The organism is Xanthomonas populi, from assembly GCF_002940065.1.
Classification (GTDB): Bacteria; Pseudomonadota; Gammaproteobacteria; order Xanthomonadales; family Xanthomonadaceae; genus Xanthomonas; species Xanthomonas populi.
Genome location: NZ_MDEJ01000085.1, coordinates 1 through 17,433 on the forward strand (window position 1 = coordinate 1; position 17,433 = coordinate 17,433).

The window sequence follows — 17,433 nt, forward strand, 5'->3', positions numbered from 1 at the left end:
TCTACTTGCCCAGCGACAGCCCGGAGCTCAATCCCGAAGAGCGCCTCAACGCCGATCTCAAGCACGCCATCGGCTCGAAGATTCCGGCACGTCCCAAAGCCAAACGCAAAGCCGCAGCGACCGAGCATATGCAAAAGAATCGAACGCTCACCCGAACGTGTCAGACGTGACTTCCGGGATCCACGGGTAAAATATGCTGCGTGACATAGTTAAAACTTCTCTTGGCCGGATCAATAGTGAACGGTGACGCGCGGTGCATCGCCGAAGTTATCTGCGCCGGACACCACGACGCGGTCGCCGACCTGCAGCCCGGACAGCACCTGCACTTCGCCCAGGCTGCTGACACCAATGCGCACTGGCCGGCGCACCGCAGTGTTGCCATCCATCACGTAGGCGTCGCGGCTGCCGGATTGTTCGACGAACGGGCCGCGTTCGACCTTGAGCACGTTGCGGGGGGTATCCATCACCACCCGCGCGCTCATGCGCTGGCTCTGGCGCAGGCCTGGCGGCTGCTCGTCGGTGAAGCGGATGCGTGCGCTGACTTCGCCGTTGACCACGTCCGGCGACACCGCCGAAATGGCGCCGGGGAACGGTTTGCCGCTGCTGCTGGTGCGCTGCGCCGGCATGCCGATGGCCAGGCGGCGCGCGAAGCTCTCAGCTACCTTGATCTCGACTTCGAACTTGGACAGATCGACCACGCCCAGGATCGGCGCGTTGGCGGTGACCTGGGTGCGCTGGACCGCCTGCACCTGGCCGACCTGGCCGTCGAACGGCGACAACAACGTGAGTGCATCGACCTGGCGCTGCACTTCGGCCACCACCGCGCGCTGGCGGTCGGCCAGCAGGCGCTTGTTGCGCGCTTACAGATCCGCCCCTGGCGTTTCAGAGAGGCATCGCGTTCGGCATGCTGTAGGTCGATGTCTGTTTTTTCAACGTGCCCTGCGCATTTGCCAGTTCCACCTGCGGCACGGCGCCGCCGTCGAAACCGCATTGATAGCGTTTCAGCGCGCGCGGCCGCCTGCTTGTCGATCTGGGCCTGGTCGGTGAGCTTGCTGGCATTAGCATCGAACGAACGGCTACCGGCGCTCCACGCAGTGACCGCCCAACCAATACCGGCCAGCACGGCGGCCGCAGCGATGCCGCGCCATAGCCAACGGCGCCATGGCGGGTTCTGGGCGGGTGTACGGAGAACCTGGTCCTGGGCAGAGGTATCGCCAATCGTGATCGGCTGGCTCGGTGGCGTCACTGCGATCAAGCAGAACCTGTGCCAATCGCCAAATAGCTGAAAATAAACGTCTTTGTGCTCAGATGGCCGGTGTCCGCAGTGTCGGCGGACACGCTGTCAGGGCACGGTCATGCAGCGCACAAGAACGGACACGCTAAAATGCGCGGCTTCGTCCTCAAGGGTTGTGCTATGTGCGGCATTGTCGGAGCGATCGCCGGGCGCGATGTGGTCCCGGTCCTGATCGAAGGACTCAAGCGTCTGGAATACCGCGGTTACGATTCTTCCGGCATTGCGGTACTCGATGGCGCGCAGCTGCGCCGCGTGCGTCGTACCGGGCGCGTGGTGGAGATGGCGCAGGCCGCGCAGGCCGAGCAGTTCGGCGCGACGCTGGGCATCGGCCACACGCGCTGGGCCACCCATGGCGGCGTCACCGAGGCCAACGCGCATCCGCATATCAGCGCAGGCGTGGCGCTGGTCCACAACGGCATCATCGAAAACCACGAGCAGCAGCGCGAGAAGCTGCGCGCGCTCGGTTACACCTTCGCGTCGCAGACCGACACCGAAGTCATTGCGCATCTGATCCATCACCATCTGGGCAGCGCAGGCGATCTGCTGATCGCCCTGCAGCGCACGGTCAAGGAACTCACCGGTGCCTACGCGCTGGCGGTGATGAGCCAGGCTGAGCCGGAGCGCTTCGTGTGCGCGCGCATGGGCTGCCCGTTGCTGATCGGCGTGGGCGAGGGCGAGAACTTCGTCGCCTCCGATGTCTCGGCGATCGTGCAGGCCACCCGCCAGGTAATTTTTCTCGAAGAGGGCGACACTGCCGAATTGCGCCGCGATGGCGTGCGCATCTTTGATGGCAACGACGCGCCGGTCGAACGCCCGCTGCATTTGTCGGACGTCTCGTTGGCGTCGCTGGAACTGGGCCCGTTCCGCCATTTCATGCAGAAGGAAATCCACGAGCAGCCGCGCGCGCTGGCCGACACCATGGAAGCGGCGATCGATGCGAAGGGATTCCCTGCCTCATTGTTCGGGCCGAATGCCGAGGCGGTATTGCACGACATCGAAGGCGTGCAGATCCTGGCCTGCGGCACCAGCTACTACGCCGGCCTGACCGCGCGTTACTGGATCGAAGCCATCGCCGGGCTGCCGTGCAGCGTGGAAATCGCCAGCGAATACCGCTACCGCGCCGCCTATGCCAACCCCAACCATCTGATCGTCACCATTTCGCAGTCCGGCGAAACGCTGGACACCATGGAGGCGCTGAAATATGCCAAATCGCTGGGGCATCTGCACACGTTGTCGATCTGCAACGTGCCCGAGAGCGCGATCCCGCGCGCCAGCGAACTAGTCTGCTATACACGTGCCGGCGCCGAGATCGGTGTGGCCTCGACCAAGGCGTTCACCACCCAGCTGGCGGTGTTGTTCCAGCTCACCATGGTGCTGGGAAAATTGCAGGGCCGAATCAGTGAGGCTGAGGACGCGGAGTATCTGGAACAGCTGCGGTTTTTACCCGGCAGCGTGCAGCACGCCTTGAATCTGGAGCCGCAGATCATGGCCTGGGCCGAGCGTTTTTCGGCCAAGGAAAACGCGCTGTTTCTCGGCCGCGGCCTGCATTATCCGATCGCGCTGGAAGGCGCGCTCAAGCTCAAGGAAATCTCCTATATCCACGCCGAAGCGTATCCGGCCGGCGAGTTGAAGCACGGCCCGCTGGCGCTGGTGGATGCGGCGATGCCGGTGGTGGTGATCGCACCCAATGACAGGCTGTTGGAAAAGGTCAAATCCAACATGCAGGAAGTACGCGCACGTGGCGGCGAGCTGTTCGTGTTCGCCGACCAGGACAGCCACTTCAGCGAGTCTGAAGGCGTACACGTGATCCGCACCCCGCGCCACGCCGGCGTGCTGTCGCCGGTGATCCACACCATCCCGGTGCAGCTGCTGGCCTATCACACCGCGCTGGCACGCGGCACCGATGTGGACAAGCCCCGTAACCTGGCCAAGTCGGTGACGGTGGAGTAAGCGCGGGGACCAGAACGGCTGCGCGCACCGTCAGGTGGGTGCGGCCGGTGCCCGGAATCATCATGTTCTTCGGTTCTGAGCCTGTCGTTTATACCTACCTGATGACTGCCTGCCACGTGTTGCCAGTCGCTCCAAGCCCATCCATTTCAGGCGCGATCGACAAGTGGATGTGCCCGCAATGCTAGTAGGGCGGCCGAGGTCAGACACGCGACGACGATGCCTTCTCGTTCCGCGCCTGACCGGGCGATTTGGCAGACCAAAGGTCCGGCTGCCAGCCGATTGGCCCAGCTTATGCATACGCTCTTAGCGAGGGTCCCACCACGCAGGAGGACATATGCACCAGTCTTTCAAACAGGGCGCGCCGGCCGAGCTGTGGCAGGCGTTGGTACGTGAGGCAGGGCAGCGCATCGCGCTGCCGCTGGACGAATCGCGCGAGCATTATCTGGTGTTCGTGTTGCTGCGCTTCCAGCGCGATGCGCATCTGCTGTCGCGCACGCAGGCATTGGCGTGGTTGCACGCACAGGAGCAGATTGGCAGCGTGCGTGCCGATCTGTTGCGCGATGTGGGCGATGGCTGTCTGCTGATTGCCGGGCTGTTTCCCGGCGTGGCCCAACGCCGCCGGCTCAGTGTGGATTACTTCATCGACCTCGGGCGCGGTGCGTATGCCGACGTAGCCGACACCCGTTGCAGCGATGCCAGCCTGTTCGGTCAACTGGCTGATAGCTATCGCGAGTTGGTCCACACGCTTGCCGCGCTGCGCCCGCCACGCGAGTGGCAGCGCAGTCATGGCGGACTGTTGCATGCGTAGATAACCGCCACTTCCGGGGCGGCTCCTACAGATGTGGGCTCGCCCCGACTGCCAAGTGCGCGTGATGCGCTCACACTCTAAGCGCAAGCGAGCGTTTTAGCCGACTGCGGATCGTCTGATGGACCAAACACTGTGTTGTTGAGCGCTGTCTGCGCGGTCTGACCGTATCTTGTCGCAGTGCGTCGGGGACAGGCAATGCGACGCACCTCCAGGGGAAGGAATGCATGAAAGCGTTTATTGCAATGGCGATATCGGCACTGAGCGGCGTTGCGATGGCTGGCGATCTTCCACCGGGTTACGCGGGCGTGGGCGGCATGGCCTTGCAAGATATCGACCCGGCCATCTATGCCTACCATTACGACCACCGGTTTGTCGGCGACGATGCGATGGGGCGGGATCCGGCGCTGCAATTCGCCTGGTCGCGCATTGCCGCCGCCAAGGTCTGCGGCCAGCAGCCTGTCGAGCAGGAGGCCATCGTTGCCAAGCTGGTCGCGCAGTGCGGCCAGGTTGCGGCCGTGCATCAGATCAAAGGCATCGAATTTCATGAAGTGCAGATGCGTGCTTCCAGCGCGTTCTGTACGGCCACGCGTGGTGCAGAGGCTGTGGCAGTGGTGCCTGCATTTGCCAATGGCGATTTTTCGACAGCCACTACCTATGCTGCTGCCGCAGTTGCCGGCACGGTGTCGGTCGCTGCAACAGAAGAACAGTCCGATACACAAACGTAGGGCGATGCCGCTGCGGTCATTACACCGTCGGCGGATTGGGCGTTGCAACTTCCATTGCATGCCAGCATGCGTGTGGGTTCCAACGGCCTGCCCAATGGCGAGGCAATATTGCGCGTGGTGCGGCGCGGGCACACTGGGGCGGTAGTGGGATTGCAGATCGCCACCAGCCTGTTCGCGCGCGGTGTCGCAGTGGCGGCCTTTGGTAAAGGTCAGCTGAAAGGCGAGAAAATGCAGGCCTAGGGTAATCCCGGGTATCAATTGCAGCACGATGCGGTCAATGCGCATCTGAAGAACTACTTCACCGGGCATCCGGCAGCACTGCCTGTGGATCCGTTCCGGCTGCAGGTGCTGATGTCCGACCGTCTGCTGGTCTACCAGAGCCTGGCCGACACCAAGTCGCCCTACGAGCTGCGCTATGCAGTGACGATGGGCGGTGAGCGCTCCGGACTTTTGAAGCGCAAAGCGAGCCCGGTCAATCTGGACCGTGCGCCGACACCGCGCACCGAATCGCTTGAGGAATGGGAGGCCAACGACTACGCGCTGGTCAAGGAGGTCGCGCAGGCCTAAAGCGAGGAATGCGCCGCAAAATTTGCCGAGCAGTTACCGCAGTGGTTCCCGGACAAAGAGGCTGTTGCCACCTTTAACCGAAGCAATGCATCGTGCCGCATGGCACCCACATCTGAGTGCACTGCGTGCGTTCAAAGGCGTAGGCAGTGTTCTGTGTTGACGCACCCTGCTTGAACGCGCCGTTTTGCAACAAGTGCCGATGGCTTACACGCTAAAAAAATGCCCGGGAAGATTCCGGGAATTTTTTGTTCTTTGTTAGGCCAGCGGCGTATTGGAAATGATCTCCACCCAATAGCCGTCCGGGTCCTTGATGAAGGCCAGGTGCTTCATGCGGCCGTCTTCCAGGCGCTTCTGGTAGGGCACATCGAGGGTGTCGAAGCGGGCACAGGCGGCGTGGATGTTCGGCACCGAAATGCAGATGTGGCCGAAGCCGCGCGGCTCGCTGTTGCCGTCGTGATACACCGGGGCGTCCTGGGTTTCGGTGCCGTGGTTGTGGGTGAGTTCCAGCACGCCGGGAATGCCGGCCATCCCTAGGCGACGTTCGGCATCGTCGTCGGGGATTGCGGTGTTTTCCTGCAGCAAGGCCAGAAAGTACAGGCTGAATTTAGCATCGGCAAAATAGCGTGCATCCAGCAGGCGGAAGCCCAGTACGCGTGTGTAGAAATCCAGTGAACGCAGGGCATCTTTGACGCGCAGCATGGTGTGGTTGAACACGAAGCCGCCGGTTTCGGCAGGCGCGTCGCTGGCGCCGGGAACGTGTTGCAGATCGGTCAAAGGCATTGCGGTCTCCTTGATGGAATGGGGGTGCAGGGCTGGCTGCGTCGGATGCCGATGTTAGCGAGGCAAGGGTTGTCGGTATGCCTGCATTGCGAAAGTCGGTGATGTGGCCGATGTGTTCTGTTGTTGATCGCGATCAGCAGAATTGTTCGCACGCTTCAAGACCGCGTGCATAGACCGAAACGATCAGGCCCATGCGCACAGCTGCCGTCTCAAAACCAGATGCGCACGCCGGCAACGAACCGGCTGTCGCGCGCCGGTTCGTCTTCGATAGCGGCGCGTCGGGCGGTGTCACCGAAGCGACGGCTGTGTACCCAGCCGAGATAGGGCGCGAAACGGCGGGTGATTTCGTAGCGCAGCCGGATGCCGAGTTCGGCCCGCTCCAATCCGCTGTCGATGTCGCGCCGGTCATCATCGGTCAGCGCAATGCTGGCTTCCACGCGCGGTTGCAGGATCAGCCGGTTGGTCAGCAGCACGTCGTATTCGCCTTCCAGTCGCACTGCCGCACGGCCGCCGCTGCCGATGTAGAGCGTGGCTTCGGTCTCGAACGTGTAGGGCGCCAGTCCCTGCACGCCGAAGGCGGCCCAGCTGCGATGCTCGCCCGCCCCGATGTCCTGACGTGCGCCGACCAGCAGATCCCACCACGGCGAGATGGCGTGGCCGTAGAACGCCTCCAGTGAAGCGGCCTGCGTGCGCCCGTTGTGCCGCTCGCCTTCGCTGCGCAACCAGAGCCGGTCGATATCGCCACCGATCCAGGCGCGTGCTTCCCAATCCTGACCACTGTCGCGGTCGGTGTCGAAGGCTTCCAGCCGATCGAGCAACACGTAGTGATTGATGCCTGCCGCGTGCATCGCGTGGCTGTGTAATGGTGCGAATGCTGCAGCGATGTCTTCGGCGGTGGGTTCGGGGATTGGCTCGCGTGGCAGTGTGCTGTTGGGCGATGCAGGCGTTTGCGTAGCGGCTTTGGCAGGTAGCGCGTGACCCAGCTTCGTGTGATCCATGGACTTGTGCTGCATCGATGCATGCTGCATCGACGTATGGTTCATCGCTCCATGGTCCATGTCTGTCTGCGATATCCGGGTGTGGTCCATCTGTGGAGCCGGTGATTTTTGGTGTGCTGCAGTCTGCACGTCGGCATGCTGGATTCCTGCGTGGTGCATCGATGCATGCGATGTTGAAACTTCAGCGTGTACAGGTTGCTGCGCTGGCATGCTGTCGGCAACGTTTGTTGGTGGCGATGCATCGCTGGAGTGGTGCATATGCATGTGCGCATGATCCATCTCCACAGCAGACACCGTCTCCTGCGCAGATGTCTGCGATGCATTTGCCGCGGTGGACGTGTGCGGATGTGCAGCCTCTGCCCCGTCAGCCATCGGCATCGCATGCGCGCCGTCGGCATGCGCGGATCCATCCGTCGCCTCATGTACATGTTCCTGCTCAGCAGCCGATGTGCTTACCAACAGCGCAACCATCAACACGTGCTGCGTGCGTAGCATGCTCATGCTTCTACCCGCACTTCGCGCATCATGCCAGCGTCCATGTGGTACAGCAGATGGCAGTGGTAGGCCCAGCGGCCCAGCGCATCGGCGCGCACGCGGTAGCGGCGGCGTGTGCCGGGCGGCATGTCGATGGTGTGCTTGCGGACCTGGAAATTGCCGTCGGCGTCTTCCAGATCGCTCCACATGCCGTGCAGATGGATGGGGTGCTGCATCATGGTGTCGTTGACCAGCACGATGCGTAGGCGCTCGCCGTACTGCAGCCGCAATGGCTCTGCCGAAGCGAAGCCGATACCGTCGAAAGACCAGGCGAACTTTCCCATATGGCCTGTCAGACGCAGTTCGATCTCGCGACCGGGTTCACGCCCATCCGGATCTTCGAACACGCTGTGCAGGTCGGCGTAGCACAGCACGCGGCGGCCGTTGTCGCGCAGGCCAACGCCGGGGTCGTCCAGTCGCGGCGCGGTGGCATTGCTGCGCATGTCGATCAGCGGATTGCCGTCTTCGCTGGCTGGGTGGTGGGGCGCTTTGTTCTGCGTCGTTTCGTTCGCATGCCCTTGCATCTGCGTTGCCGGCATCGGCATTGCGTGCGCTGCATGCCGATCGCTTTGCGCCGTATCTCCACCATGCATGGAATGTGCGGCATCTGCCATGCCATCGCCATGCCCCATATCCTGCATGGTCACAATCGTGCGCAGATCCAGTGCGGGAATCGGCGCCTGCAATCCCTGCCGCACCGCCAGCGTGCCGCAGGCAAACCCGGTACGACCCATGTCCTGCGCGAACACGGTAAAGGCATCCTGCCCGATGGGTTCGACAAGGACATCGAAGGTTTCGGCCGCAGCAATGCGTAACTCGTCCACGCTGACCGGGTGCACGTACTGGCCGTCGGCGGCCACCACGGTCATTCGCAGGCCGGGAATGCGGATGTCGAAGTAGGTCATCGACGCGCCGTTGATGAAACGCAGCAGCACCTTTTCGCCGGGCTTGAACATGCCAGTCCAGTTGCCGGCCGGGGCGACGCCGTTGAGCAGATAGGTGTAGGTGTTGGCGTTGACGTCGGACAGGTCGGTCGGGGTCATGCGCATGCGCCCCCACATGCCGCGCTCGGCCAGCGTTGCGCGCAAGCCGTCTTCGCGCGCATCGCGCATGAAATCGCCCACCGTGCGCTGCGCGTAATTGTCGTGGCTGGGCATCTGTTTGAGACGGCGGAACAGCGCGGCCGGATCCAGATCGGTCCAATCGGAGAGCAACACCACATGCTCGCGATCATGCCGATAGGGCGGCGGGGCCAGCGGATCGATCACGATCGCGCCGTACAACCCGGCCTGTTCCTGAAACATCGAGTGGCTGTGATACCAGTAAGTGCCGGACTGGCGCAGCGCGAAGCGGTAGTGATACTCCTGGCCCGGCGCGATACCGTTAAAGCTCATGCCCGGCACGCCATCCATGTTGGCTGGCAGCAACAGACCGTGCCAATGCACCGAAGTAGCTTGGTCGGCCAAGGCGTTGCGTACGCGCACGCTCACTGTGTCGCCCTCGCGCCAGCGCAGCGTGGGGGCAGGCAGGCTCTGGTTGACGGTGATGGCGGTGCGGGTGCGCCCGGTGACCTTAACCGGCATGCGGCCGATCTGCAGCGATGGGCTGCTGCCGCGCAGGACTGGCGTCACAGGGTTTGCCGCACGCGCATCGCCGCGCCACAGGCCGCCAGCGGCGGAAACACCGACCAGTGCCAGGCCTTGCACGAAGCGGCGCCGGCTCAGGCCGCCGTTAGAGGGTGTATCGAAAGACGTGGGATCGAAAGACATGACATCTCCGGCGCGGCCCAACGAGGAAGGCGGACGCATCGCATCGCTCTAGAAACCCCGCGCCGCAAGCACGCGGGCCCGATGACGGCCAAGGCCGTCAGCGCTCAGGCGATGGGAGGTCGAACCGGTTGCTCGGGCACCGGGCTGCTGCGCCCTTCGGCCAGCGTGGCAGGCAATGCGGGGCGGCAAGGCAGACCGGCGGGCACTGCAGGCAGGATCAGCAGGGCGAGGCTGCAGTGCTGCAGGCAGCCGCAGCTGCCCAGCTTGCAGCAATCGGCTGCGTGCGCATGCTTGATTTTATCGGGGATACGCGCGGCGGCGGAGGGCTGCATGTCCTCATGACACGGCATCGCGGCCGGCATGGAAGCGTGCGCAGCTGACGCAGCCGGTGCCATCGCACCCGACGCCATCGGCGGCATCGCCATGCCCACCGACGCCCACGCGCCGGTCGCCATATTGGCAACCAGGCAGAGGCACAGCAGCACGCGGAGCAGGCAACGCAGCACAGGCAGTCGGGCAGGCGATCAGGTGCGGCGAGCATAGCACTGGCCCCCAGCTGTCCGCCCGATGACGCGCCCGCCGTGGCCGCGCGGCTGGCAGCGGTAGAATTGGGGCATCCTTCGCCGCACAGTCCCGCCATGTCGCAGCGCCAGTGGGCGGCCGCCGCCATCCAGAAGATCGAAGCCGATTTCAACCGTTCGGCCGACACCCATCTGATTCCGATGGACCTGCCGGGCTTTCCGGGCATCGACTTGTACTTCAAAGACGAGTCCAGCCACCCGACCGGCAGCCTCAAGCACCGGCTGGCGCGTTCGCTGTTTCTGTATGCGCTGACCAACGGCTGGCTACGTGCCGGGCGCCCGGTAATCGAGGCCTCCAGTGGCTCGACCGCCATCTCCGAAGCGTATTTCGCACGTTTGCTGGGCGTGCCGTTCATCGCGGTGATGCCGGCCTCGACCTCGCCTGAGAAGATCGCCGCGATTCAATTCCAGGGTGGCCGCTGTCATCTGGTCGAGCGCGCCTGCGATCTGGACAGTGCCTCGCATCAGCTCGCCCGTGCGACGGGTGGGCACTTCATGGACCAGTTCACTTACGCCGAGCGCGCCACCGACTGGCGCGCCAACAACAACATCGCCGAATCGATCTTCAAGCAGCTGTCCGAAGAGCCGCACCCGATTCCCGAGTGGATCGTCTGCAGCCCCGGCACCGGTGGCACCAGCGCCACGCTGGGGCGTTACGTGCGCTATCGGCGCCACGCCACCCGCATCCTGTGCGCGGACCCGGAAGTGTCGGTGTTCTTCGACGGCTATTGCCGTGCGGTGGACGGGCAATGCCCCAAGGAACTGGCCATTACCGGCGGCTCGCGTATCGAAGGCATCGGCCGCCCGCGCGTGGAGTCCAGCTTCATCGCCAGTTGCGTGGATGTGATGATCAAGGTGCCCGACGCCCTGAGCCTGGCCGCGATGCGCCACGTCAGCGCCACGCTCGGCCGCCGCGTCGGCGGCTCCACCGGCACCAATTTCGTCGGCGTGCTGCAGGCCGCCCAGCGCATGCGCGGCGCCGGGCGCACCGGCTCCATCGTCACCATCCTGTGCGATGCCGGCGAGCGTTACGCGCACAGTTATTACGACCCGGCCTGGTATGTGGCGCGCGACATCGACGTCACCGGCAGCGATGCGGCGATCGCCATTGCAGTGAACGGCGGCGACTTGCCCACGCTGCCTTGTGCGGCGCTGGAATGACCGCCATATCCTGTGAGCTGCGATCAACCTGCTGCGCATCGCTGGGTTTTGCTAGCCACTCTTTTTTCATTTCTGATCCAGTCCACCGCCGGAGCGCTCCATGACCAACCCGCTGCTCGACCTGTCCGGACTGCCGTCCTTCGATGCGATTCGCCCCGAGCACGTGGGCCCGGCGATCGATCACCTGCTGGCCGATGCCGAGGCGGCGGTGAAAACGGCCGAGCAGGTCAGCCCGGTGAGCTGGGACAGCTTTGTGGTGCCGCTGGACGATGCCACCGAGCGGCTGTGGCGCGCGTGGGGCCAGGTGGGCCATCTGCAGGCGGTGGTCAACACGCCCGAGCTGCGCGAGGCCTATAACAGCAATCTGCCCAAGCTCAGCCGTTTCGGTAGCGCGCTGGCGCAGAATCTGGCGCTGTACGCGCAGTACAAGGCCCTGGCCGAATCGCCGGAGGCGGCGCACTACGACGCAGCGCGCCGCAAGGTGCTGGAAAACGCGCTGCGCGATTTCCGTCTCGGCGGTGCCGAGCTGGATGAGGCGTCCAAGGCGCGTTTTGCGCACGTCCAGGAAGAATTGTCCGCGCTGGCCGCCAAGTTTTCGCAGAACGTGCTCGATGCCACCGATGCCTGGTCGTACGTCACCGAAGACGAAACCCAGTTGTCTGGCCTGCCGGCCGAAGTGGTCGCCGCTGCGCGCGCTGCCGCCGAAAAAGACGGTGTGCCGGGATGGAAGCTCACCTTGCAGATGCCGTGCTATCTGCCGGTGCAGACCGATGCGGATAATCGCGCGCTGCGCGCGCGGCTGTATCGCGCCAATGCCGAGCGCGCCTCCGAATTCGGCGACGCTGCGCTGGACAACAGCGCCAACATCGATCGCATTCTCGCCTTGCGTGCCGAGCTGGCGCAGCTGCTCGGGTTTGCTAGTTATGCGGAGTATTCGGTCGCCACCAAGATGGCGCAGAGCCCCGATGAAGTGATGGGCTTCCTGCGTGATCTGGCCGTACGCGCCAAGCCGTATGCGCAACGCGATCGTGCCGAGCTTGAAGCCTTCGCACGCGACCCGCTGGGGCTGGAAGAACTGCAGGCATGGGATCTGGCCTACGCCAGCGAAAAACTCAAGCAGGCGCGTTACAGCTTTTCCGAGCAGGAAGTGAAGCAATACTTCACCGAGCCCAAGGTGCTGGCGGGCCTGTTCGATGTGATCCACAGCCTGTATGGCCTGACCGTCAAACCCGACAGCGCGCCGGTCTGGCACCCAGATGTGCGTTTCTACCGTCTGGAAGATGCGCAGGGCGACTTGGTTGGTCAGTTCTATCTGGATCTGTACGCACGCGAAGGCAAGCGCGGCGGGGCGTGGATGGACGATTGCCGCAATCGCCGCGACACCGCCAACGGTGTGCAGACGCCGCTGGTGTATCTGGTGTGCAACTTCGGTCGCGGCAGTGGCCAGACGCCGGCCACGTTCCGGCATAGCGAAGTCACCACGCTGTTCCATGAAATGGGCCACGGCCTGCATCAGCTGTTGACGCGCATCGGCGAATTGGGCGTGGCCGGCATCAATGGCGTGGAATGGGATGCGGTGGAACTGCCGAGCCAGTTCATGGAGAACTTCTGCTGGGAATGGGAGCGCGTGCAGGCAATGACCGCGCATGTGCGCACCGGCGAACCGCTGCCACGCAATCTGTTCGATCGGCTGTTGGCCGCACGCAATTTCCAGAGCGGCATGTTCACCGTGCGGCAGCTGGAATTTGCGCTGTTCGACATGCAACTGCACAGCAGCTTCGACCCGACCCAGGACAGCGTGTTGCAGCTGATCGAGCGCGTGCGCGACGAAGTGGCGGTCAATCGCCCGCCGGCATGGAATCGCTTCCCGCACCAGTTCAGCCATATCTTCGCCGGCGGTTACGCAGCCGGTTACTACAGCTACAAATGGGCCGAAGTGCTCAGCGCCGATGCCTACGCCGCATTCGAAGAAGCGCCCGAGCAGGTTGCAGACACTGGTGCGCGCTTCCGCTTTGAGGTGTTGTCGCGTGGCGGTAGCCGCAGTGCGGCCGACAACTTCCGTGCCTTCCGTGGGCGTGCGCCGAGCATCGATGCATTGCTGCGCCACAGTGGCATGGCCGGCTGAGACGGCGGTATGGCGCGCCGGTCGCCGGCGCGCCCTCGATGAATGCCTGCGCAACCGGCCACGCCGGCTTGGGCGGCGTATTGCAGAATTTACGTAGCGCGGCCAAGGGTTTGCGGTGCGTTTATCGCTGGTCCGGATAGCCTTTGCCGTACCCCAATGCAACGAGGTGGCAAATGCCAATCAACACACTGTCTTCCGTCGTTTGCCCTGCAGATCGCTTCATCGACCTGGAAGCCGGCGCTTCGGGTCCAGCATCAATCGCAGGACCAACCATAGCGTCCTCCGGCGAGGCCAGGCTGTCCCCGCTGGCGCGGGCACCTTCCCGCCCTTCACCAAGGCCACCTGCGGACGGTGACGCGCCAGCGCAGCCAGCGCATGCAGCGGCGCCGGGAAGGCTGCAGCAGGTGGGTGCCTACGGTGGCCCGGTGGTGGACGCGGCGGCGTCGGGGCTGTCGATGGCCGCCTCGCGGCTGTCTGCGGCGCCGCAGGCCGCCAGACTCACCGGCACTCTCAGCGGTGCACTTTGGGCAGGCGGCGCGGCGATCAACCAACTTGGCAACGTGCCCGCCAATGCCCTGGTATCCGGGGCTAACGCGGTAGGCGCTGCGGCAGGTGTTCTGAGTGCGGTGGCACCGTCGCTGACCGGCAGCGACAACCCCAAGGTGGCCTATGCGTCGGCGGCGGCCTGGGCGGTGAACGGCGGCGCCAACCTGTTGCGCGCCGCCAACGATACCGGACGCGCGTTGCCGAGCCGGGTGCTGCAGGGCGTCAGTGGTGCGGCGAGTATGGCCGCTGCCGGGCTGGCCGCCGCCGCAACCGTGGCAGCTCAGCAGAATGCGCCGCTCAAGGCGGCCAACCTGAGTACCGCATCGTCGGTGGCCTGGGGCGTTGGCACGTTCGCCGCGCTTGGCTCGGCGTGGACGTCGGCCCCACGCGACAACGCCTCTGTGGAGGCTGTGCCAGCCCAGCCCCAGCGGTCCGACTCGGCGGTTTGAGTCAGTGGTCTGAAATAGCGGTTTGAGCATGTATGCACAAGCGACGCGCGGAGTATTGCCGGCGTCGTCGCGACGGCCTGCCTCGGTCCGATGGCACCGCGGCAGGCCGTTTTTTCAGACCCGGCCGAACACCAACGCCGCATTGGTACCGCCGAAACCAAAGCTGTTGGACATCACCGTGTTTACCGTGGCGGCGCGCGTTTCACGAAGGATCGGGAAGCCTTCGGCACGCGGGTCGAGTTCATCGATATGCGCCGAGCCGGCCATGAAGCCGTCGCGCAGCATCAGCAGGCTGTAGATCGCCTCGTGCACGCTGGCCGCGCCCAACGAATGGCCGGACAGCGCCTTGGTCGAGGACAGCGGCGGAACGTTATTGCCGAACACCTCGCGCACCGCGCCCAGTTCGGTGACATCGCCCAGTGGGGTGGAGGTGCCGTGGGTGTTGAGGTAATCGATCGGCTGGCTCAAGCCCTGCATCGCCATCTGCATGCAGCGCACTGCGCCTTCGCCGCTGGGGGCGACCATGTCCGCGCCATCGGAGGTCACGCCATAGCCAAGCAATTCGGCATGGATGCGTGCGCCGCGTGCGATGGCGTGGTCGTAGTCTTCCAGCACCAGCATGCCGCCGCCGCTGCCCATGACGAAGCCATCGCGCTGCGCATCGTAGGGGCGCGAGGCCACCGCAGGGCGATCGTTGAAGCCGGTGGACAGCGCGCCCATCGCATCGAACATCACGCTCATGGTCCAGTGCAATTCTTCGCCGCCGCCGGCAAACATCACATCCTGCGCGCCATGCCGGATCAGATCGGCGGCCGCGCCAATGCAATGCGCCGAAGTCGCGCAGGCAGCCGATAGCGAATAGCTCAGGCCGCGAATCTTGAACGCCGTGGCCAACGATGCAGACACCGCTGAACACATCGTGCGCGGCACCATGTAAGGGCCGACCTTGCGCACGCCACGGTTGCGCAGCAGATCGGCGGTTTCCACCTGCCAATGACTAGACCCGCCGCCGGAGCCGGCAATTACACCGGTCCGCAGGCCGGTGACCTGCCCGGCATCCAGCCCGGCGTCGGCGATCGCATCGCGCATTGCCAGATACGCGTAGGCCGAGGCATCGCCCATGAAGCGCTTGAGCTTGCGGTCGATCAGGCTGTCCAGATCCAGCGCCACCGCGCCGCCCACCTGGCTGCGCAGGCCGACGTCGGCGTGGTCGGGCAATGCGGTGATGCCGGAGCGGCTCTCGCGCAATGCACTGGAGACAGTGTCCAGGTCATTGCCCAGACACGAATTGATGCCCATTCCGGTGACGACGACACGGCGCATCAGAAGTTCTCCGTCGAAGTGAACATGCCTACGCGTAATTCTTTGGCAGCGTAGATCTCGCGCCCGTCCACCCGCATGCGCGCATCGGCCTGCGCCATCACCAGCTTGCGGTTGATCACGCGGCTGATATCGATCTCGTAGGTCACCAGTGTGGCGCTCGGCAGCACCTGGCCGGTGAATTTGACCTCGCCGCACCCCAGTGCGCGGCCGCGGCCGGGTGCGCCGATCCAGGTCATGAAGAAGCCGGTCAGCTGCCACATCGCATCTAGGCCCAGGCAACCGGGCATCACCGGGTCGTCGATAAAGTGGCAGCCGAAAAACCAAAGGTCTGGGCGCACATCCAATTCGGCGCGGATCACACCCTTGCCGTGCGCGCCGCCGGTGCCGTTGACTTCGGTGATGCGGTCGAACATCAGCATCGGGTCGTTGGGCAGCCGGGCATTGTCGGGTCCGAACACTTCCCCGCGCGCGCTGGCCAGCAATTGGTCACGCGAGTACGCACTTTGACGAGTCATCACGAACGTTTCCTGCAAAAAGCGATAAGGTGAAGCCTGCAAGGGTGCATGAGGACGCGCGGTTCAATCAAACGTTTTATCCGTACGCATGCGTGCTGTGTTCAACCGATTGCGCAGCGCGGCAAGCGGTCTGTGAAGGCCGGGTCGAGCGTGGTTAACAAGACGTAGCGAGCAGCTGTCAGGTGGGTAGGGGCGGCGCGCTCAGAACCGCAGCGTACGAGGGGTAAATGCCGATTCCGCGCACCGGCTGCGCCCGTCTGAGGGTTGCGCAGTCGTGTTGATAGCCGCTCTAGGCGTGAGACGCGGCTGATTTATCATGGGTGGTCAGCACTTGGAGAGACGCCAGTTTGATGCGCAAGATCGTGCACGTGGACATGGATGCGTTCTACGCCTCCGTGGAGCAACGTGACGATCCATCGCTGCGCGGCAAGCCGGTTGTGGTGGCGTGGCGCGGTGCGCGCTCTGTGGTGTGCGCGGCCTCGTACGAAGCGCGCAACTTCGGTATTCGCTCGGCCATGCCTGCGATGCGTGCCGAGCGTCTATGCCCGGATGCGGTGTTCGTGCCGCCGGATTTTGCGCGCTACAAGGCGGTGTCGCGGCAGGTGCGCGAGATCTTCCTGCGGCATACCGATCTGGTCGAGCCGTTATCGCTGGACGAGGCCTATCTGGATGTCACGCAAGCCAAGACCGGCATGCAACTGGCCACCGAAATCGCACAGCTGATCCGCACGCAGATTCGCGATGAAACCCAGCTCACCGCATCGGCAGGCATCGCACCGAACAAATTTCTGGCCAAGATCGCCTCTGACTGGCGCAAGCCCGATGGGCAGTTCGTCATCGCGCCCAGTCGTGTGGATGCGTTCCTGCTGCCGCTACCGGTCAATCGCATTCCTGGCGTGGGCAAGGTGATGGATGGCAAGTTGGCGGCGTTGGGGATTGTGACGGTCAGCGATCTGCGGCTGCGTGCTTTGGAAGAATTGCAGGCGCATTTCGGCAGTTTCGGGCAGAGCCTGTATCGGCGTGCGCGTGGCATCGACGAGAGCCCGGTGGAACCGGATCAGGAGGTGCAATCGGTCTCCTCGGAAGACACTTTCAGCGAAGATATTGCGCTGAAGGCATTGGGTCCGCACATCCTGCGCCTGGCCGAAAAAACCTGGCTCGCCACGCGGCGCACCGAGCGTCTCGGGCGCACGGTGGTGCTGAAATTGAAGACCTCAAACTTTCGCATCCTGACCCTGAGGTATCCCCACGTTTTTCAGCCCATGACCATCTGGTTGTAGACGTGTTCGGGCAGTGTGCGTAATCGCT

General features: G+C 64.0%; 11 protein-coding genes, 1 other RNA gene and 4 pseudogenes. 8 read left to right on the forward strand and 8 right to left on the reverse strand.

Translation table 11 applies throughout. The features are described 5' to 3' along the window. Positions 1-204: pseudogene (locus tag XpopCFBP1817_RS13760) on the forward strand (IS630 family transposase); the annotation flags it as partial. 26 nt (positions 205-230) lie between these two features. Here the strand turns inward: XpopCFBP1817_RS13760 and XpopCFBP1817_RS13765 are convergent. Beyond that, a pseudogene (locus tag XpopCFBP1817_RS13765) lies at positions 231-1,219 on the reverse strand (efflux RND transporter periplasmic adaptor subunit). Positions 1,220-1,414: 195 nt separating this feature from the next. Between XpopCFBP1817_RS13765 and glmS the strand changes: the two are divergent. The 3 genes and pseudogenes from glmS to XpopCFBP1817_RS13780 all read left to right on the forward strand — a co-directional run. After that, positions 1,415-3,244, forward strand: a complete 1,830-nt coding sequence (gene glmS / locus XpopCFBP1817_RS13770; protein ID WP_128417556.1) for a glutamine--fructose-6-phosphate transaminase (isomerizing) — start codon at positions 1,415-1,417, stop codon at positions 3,242-3,244. 334 nt (positions 3,245-3,578) lie between these two features. Then, positions 3,579-4,052 (forward strand): hypothetical protein, encoded by a 474-nt coding sequence (locus tag XpopCFBP1817_RS13775; RefSeq protein WP_128417557.1) that lies wholly within the window; start codon positions 3,579-3,581, stop codon positions 4,050-4,052. A 224-nt stretch (positions 4,053-4,276) separates the two neighbouring features. Beyond that, positions 4,277-5,422, forward strand: a pseudogene (locus tag XpopCFBP1817_RS13780) (hypothetical protein); the annotation flags it as partial. A gap of 177 nt (positions 5,423-5,599) precedes the next feature. Here the strand turns inward: XpopCFBP1817_RS13780 and gloA are convergent. The 4 genes from gloA to XpopCFBP1817_RS13800 form a co-directional block, all read right to left on the reverse strand. Then, positions 5,600-6,124 (reverse strand): lactoylglutathione lyase, encoded by a 525-nt coding sequence (gloA, locus tag XpopCFBP1817_RS13785; protein WP_128417558.1) that lies wholly within the window; start codon positions 6,122-6,124, stop codon positions 5,600-5,602. A 209-nt stretch (positions 6,125-6,333) separates the two neighbouring features. Continuing rightward, positions 6,334-7,623, reverse strand: coding sequence for a copper resistance protein B (locus tag XpopCFBP1817_RS13790; protein WP_128417559.1), 1,290 nt, complete (start codon positions 7,621-7,623; stop codon positions 6,334-6,336). Then, positions 7,620-9,446 carry a copper resistance system multicopper oxidase gene (locus XpopCFBP1817_RS13795; RefSeq protein WP_128417566.1) on the reverse strand — a complete coding sequence of 609 codons (1,827 nt, stop codon included), beginning with the start codon at positions 9,444-9,446 and terminating at the stop codon, positions 7,620-7,622. Before XpopCFBP1817_RS13795 ends, XpopCFBP1817_RS13790 begins: the two co-directional genes overlap by 4 nt. An 83-nt stretch (positions 9,447-9,529) precedes the next feature. Beyond that, a complete protein-coding gene (locus XpopCFBP1817_RS13800) occupies positions 9,530-9,931 on the reverse strand; it encodes a CopL family metal-binding regulatory protein (RefSeq protein WP_128417560.1) in 402 nt (133 codons plus the stop codon). Between the two features lie 132 nt (positions 9,932-10,063). On the opposite strand from XpopCFBP1817_RS13800, the gene XpopCFBP1817_RS13805 reads away from it, so the two are divergent. The 3 genes from XpopCFBP1817_RS13805 to XpopCFBP1817_RS13815 all read left to right on the forward strand — a co-directional run bounded on the left by XpopCFBP1817_RS13805 (position 10,064) and on the right by XpopCFBP1817_RS13815 (position 14,287). Then, positions 10,064-11,167, forward strand: a complete 1,104-nt coding sequence (locus XpopCFBP1817_RS13805; RefSeq protein ID WP_128417561.1) for a PLP-dependent cysteine synthase family protein — start codon at positions 10,064-10,066, stop codon at positions 11,165-11,167. 100 nt (positions 11,168-11,267) lie between these two features. Then, positions 11,268-13,292, forward strand: coding sequence for a M3 family metallopeptidase (locus XpopCFBP1817_RS13810; protein ID WP_128417562.1), 2,025 nt, complete (start codon positions 11,268-11,270; stop codon positions 13,290-13,292). Between the two features lie 173 nt (positions 13,293-13,465). After that, positions 13,466-14,287 carry a hypothetical protein gene (locus tag XpopCFBP1817_RS13815; RefSeq protein ID WP_128417563.1) on the forward strand — a complete coding sequence of 274 codons (822 nt, stop codon included), beginning with the start codon at positions 13,466-13,468 and terminating at the stop codon, positions 14,285-14,287. Positions 14,288-14,401: 114 nt separating this feature from the next. Here the strand turns inward: XpopCFBP1817_RS13815 and fabB are convergent, their stop codons facing one another. The 3 genes from fabB to XpopCFBP1817_RS13830 all read right to left on the reverse strand — a co-directional run bounded on the left by fabB (position 14,402) and on the right by XpopCFBP1817_RS13830 (position 16,354). Continuing rightward, positions 14,402-15,610: a beta-ketoacyl-ACP synthase I gene (gene fabB / locus XpopCFBP1817_RS13820; RefSeq protein WP_128417564.1), complete on the reverse strand. Its 1,209-nt coding sequence runs from the start codon at positions 15,608-15,610 to the stop codon at positions 14,402-14,404. Then, positions 15,610-16,125: a 3-hydroxyacyl-[acyl-carrier-protein] dehydratase FabA gene (fabA, locus tag XpopCFBP1817_RS13825; RefSeq protein WP_128417565.1), complete on the reverse strand. Its 516-nt coding sequence runs from the start codon at positions 16,123-16,125 to the stop codon at positions 15,610-15,612. Before fabA ends, fabB begins: the two co-directional genes overlap by 1 nt. Positions 16,126-16,277: 152 nt before the next feature. Beyond that, a non-coding RNA gene (locus XpopCFBP1817_RS13830) (sX9 sRNA) lies at positions 16,278-16,354 on the reverse strand. A 121-nt stretch (positions 16,355-16,475) separates the two neighbouring features. Between XpopCFBP1817_RS13830 and dinB the strand changes: the two are divergent. Then, positions 16,476-17,369, forward strand: a pseudogene (dinB, locus tag XpopCFBP1817_RS13835) (DNA polymerase IV); the annotation flags it as partial. Positions 17,370-17,433 lie beyond the last annotated feature (64 nt).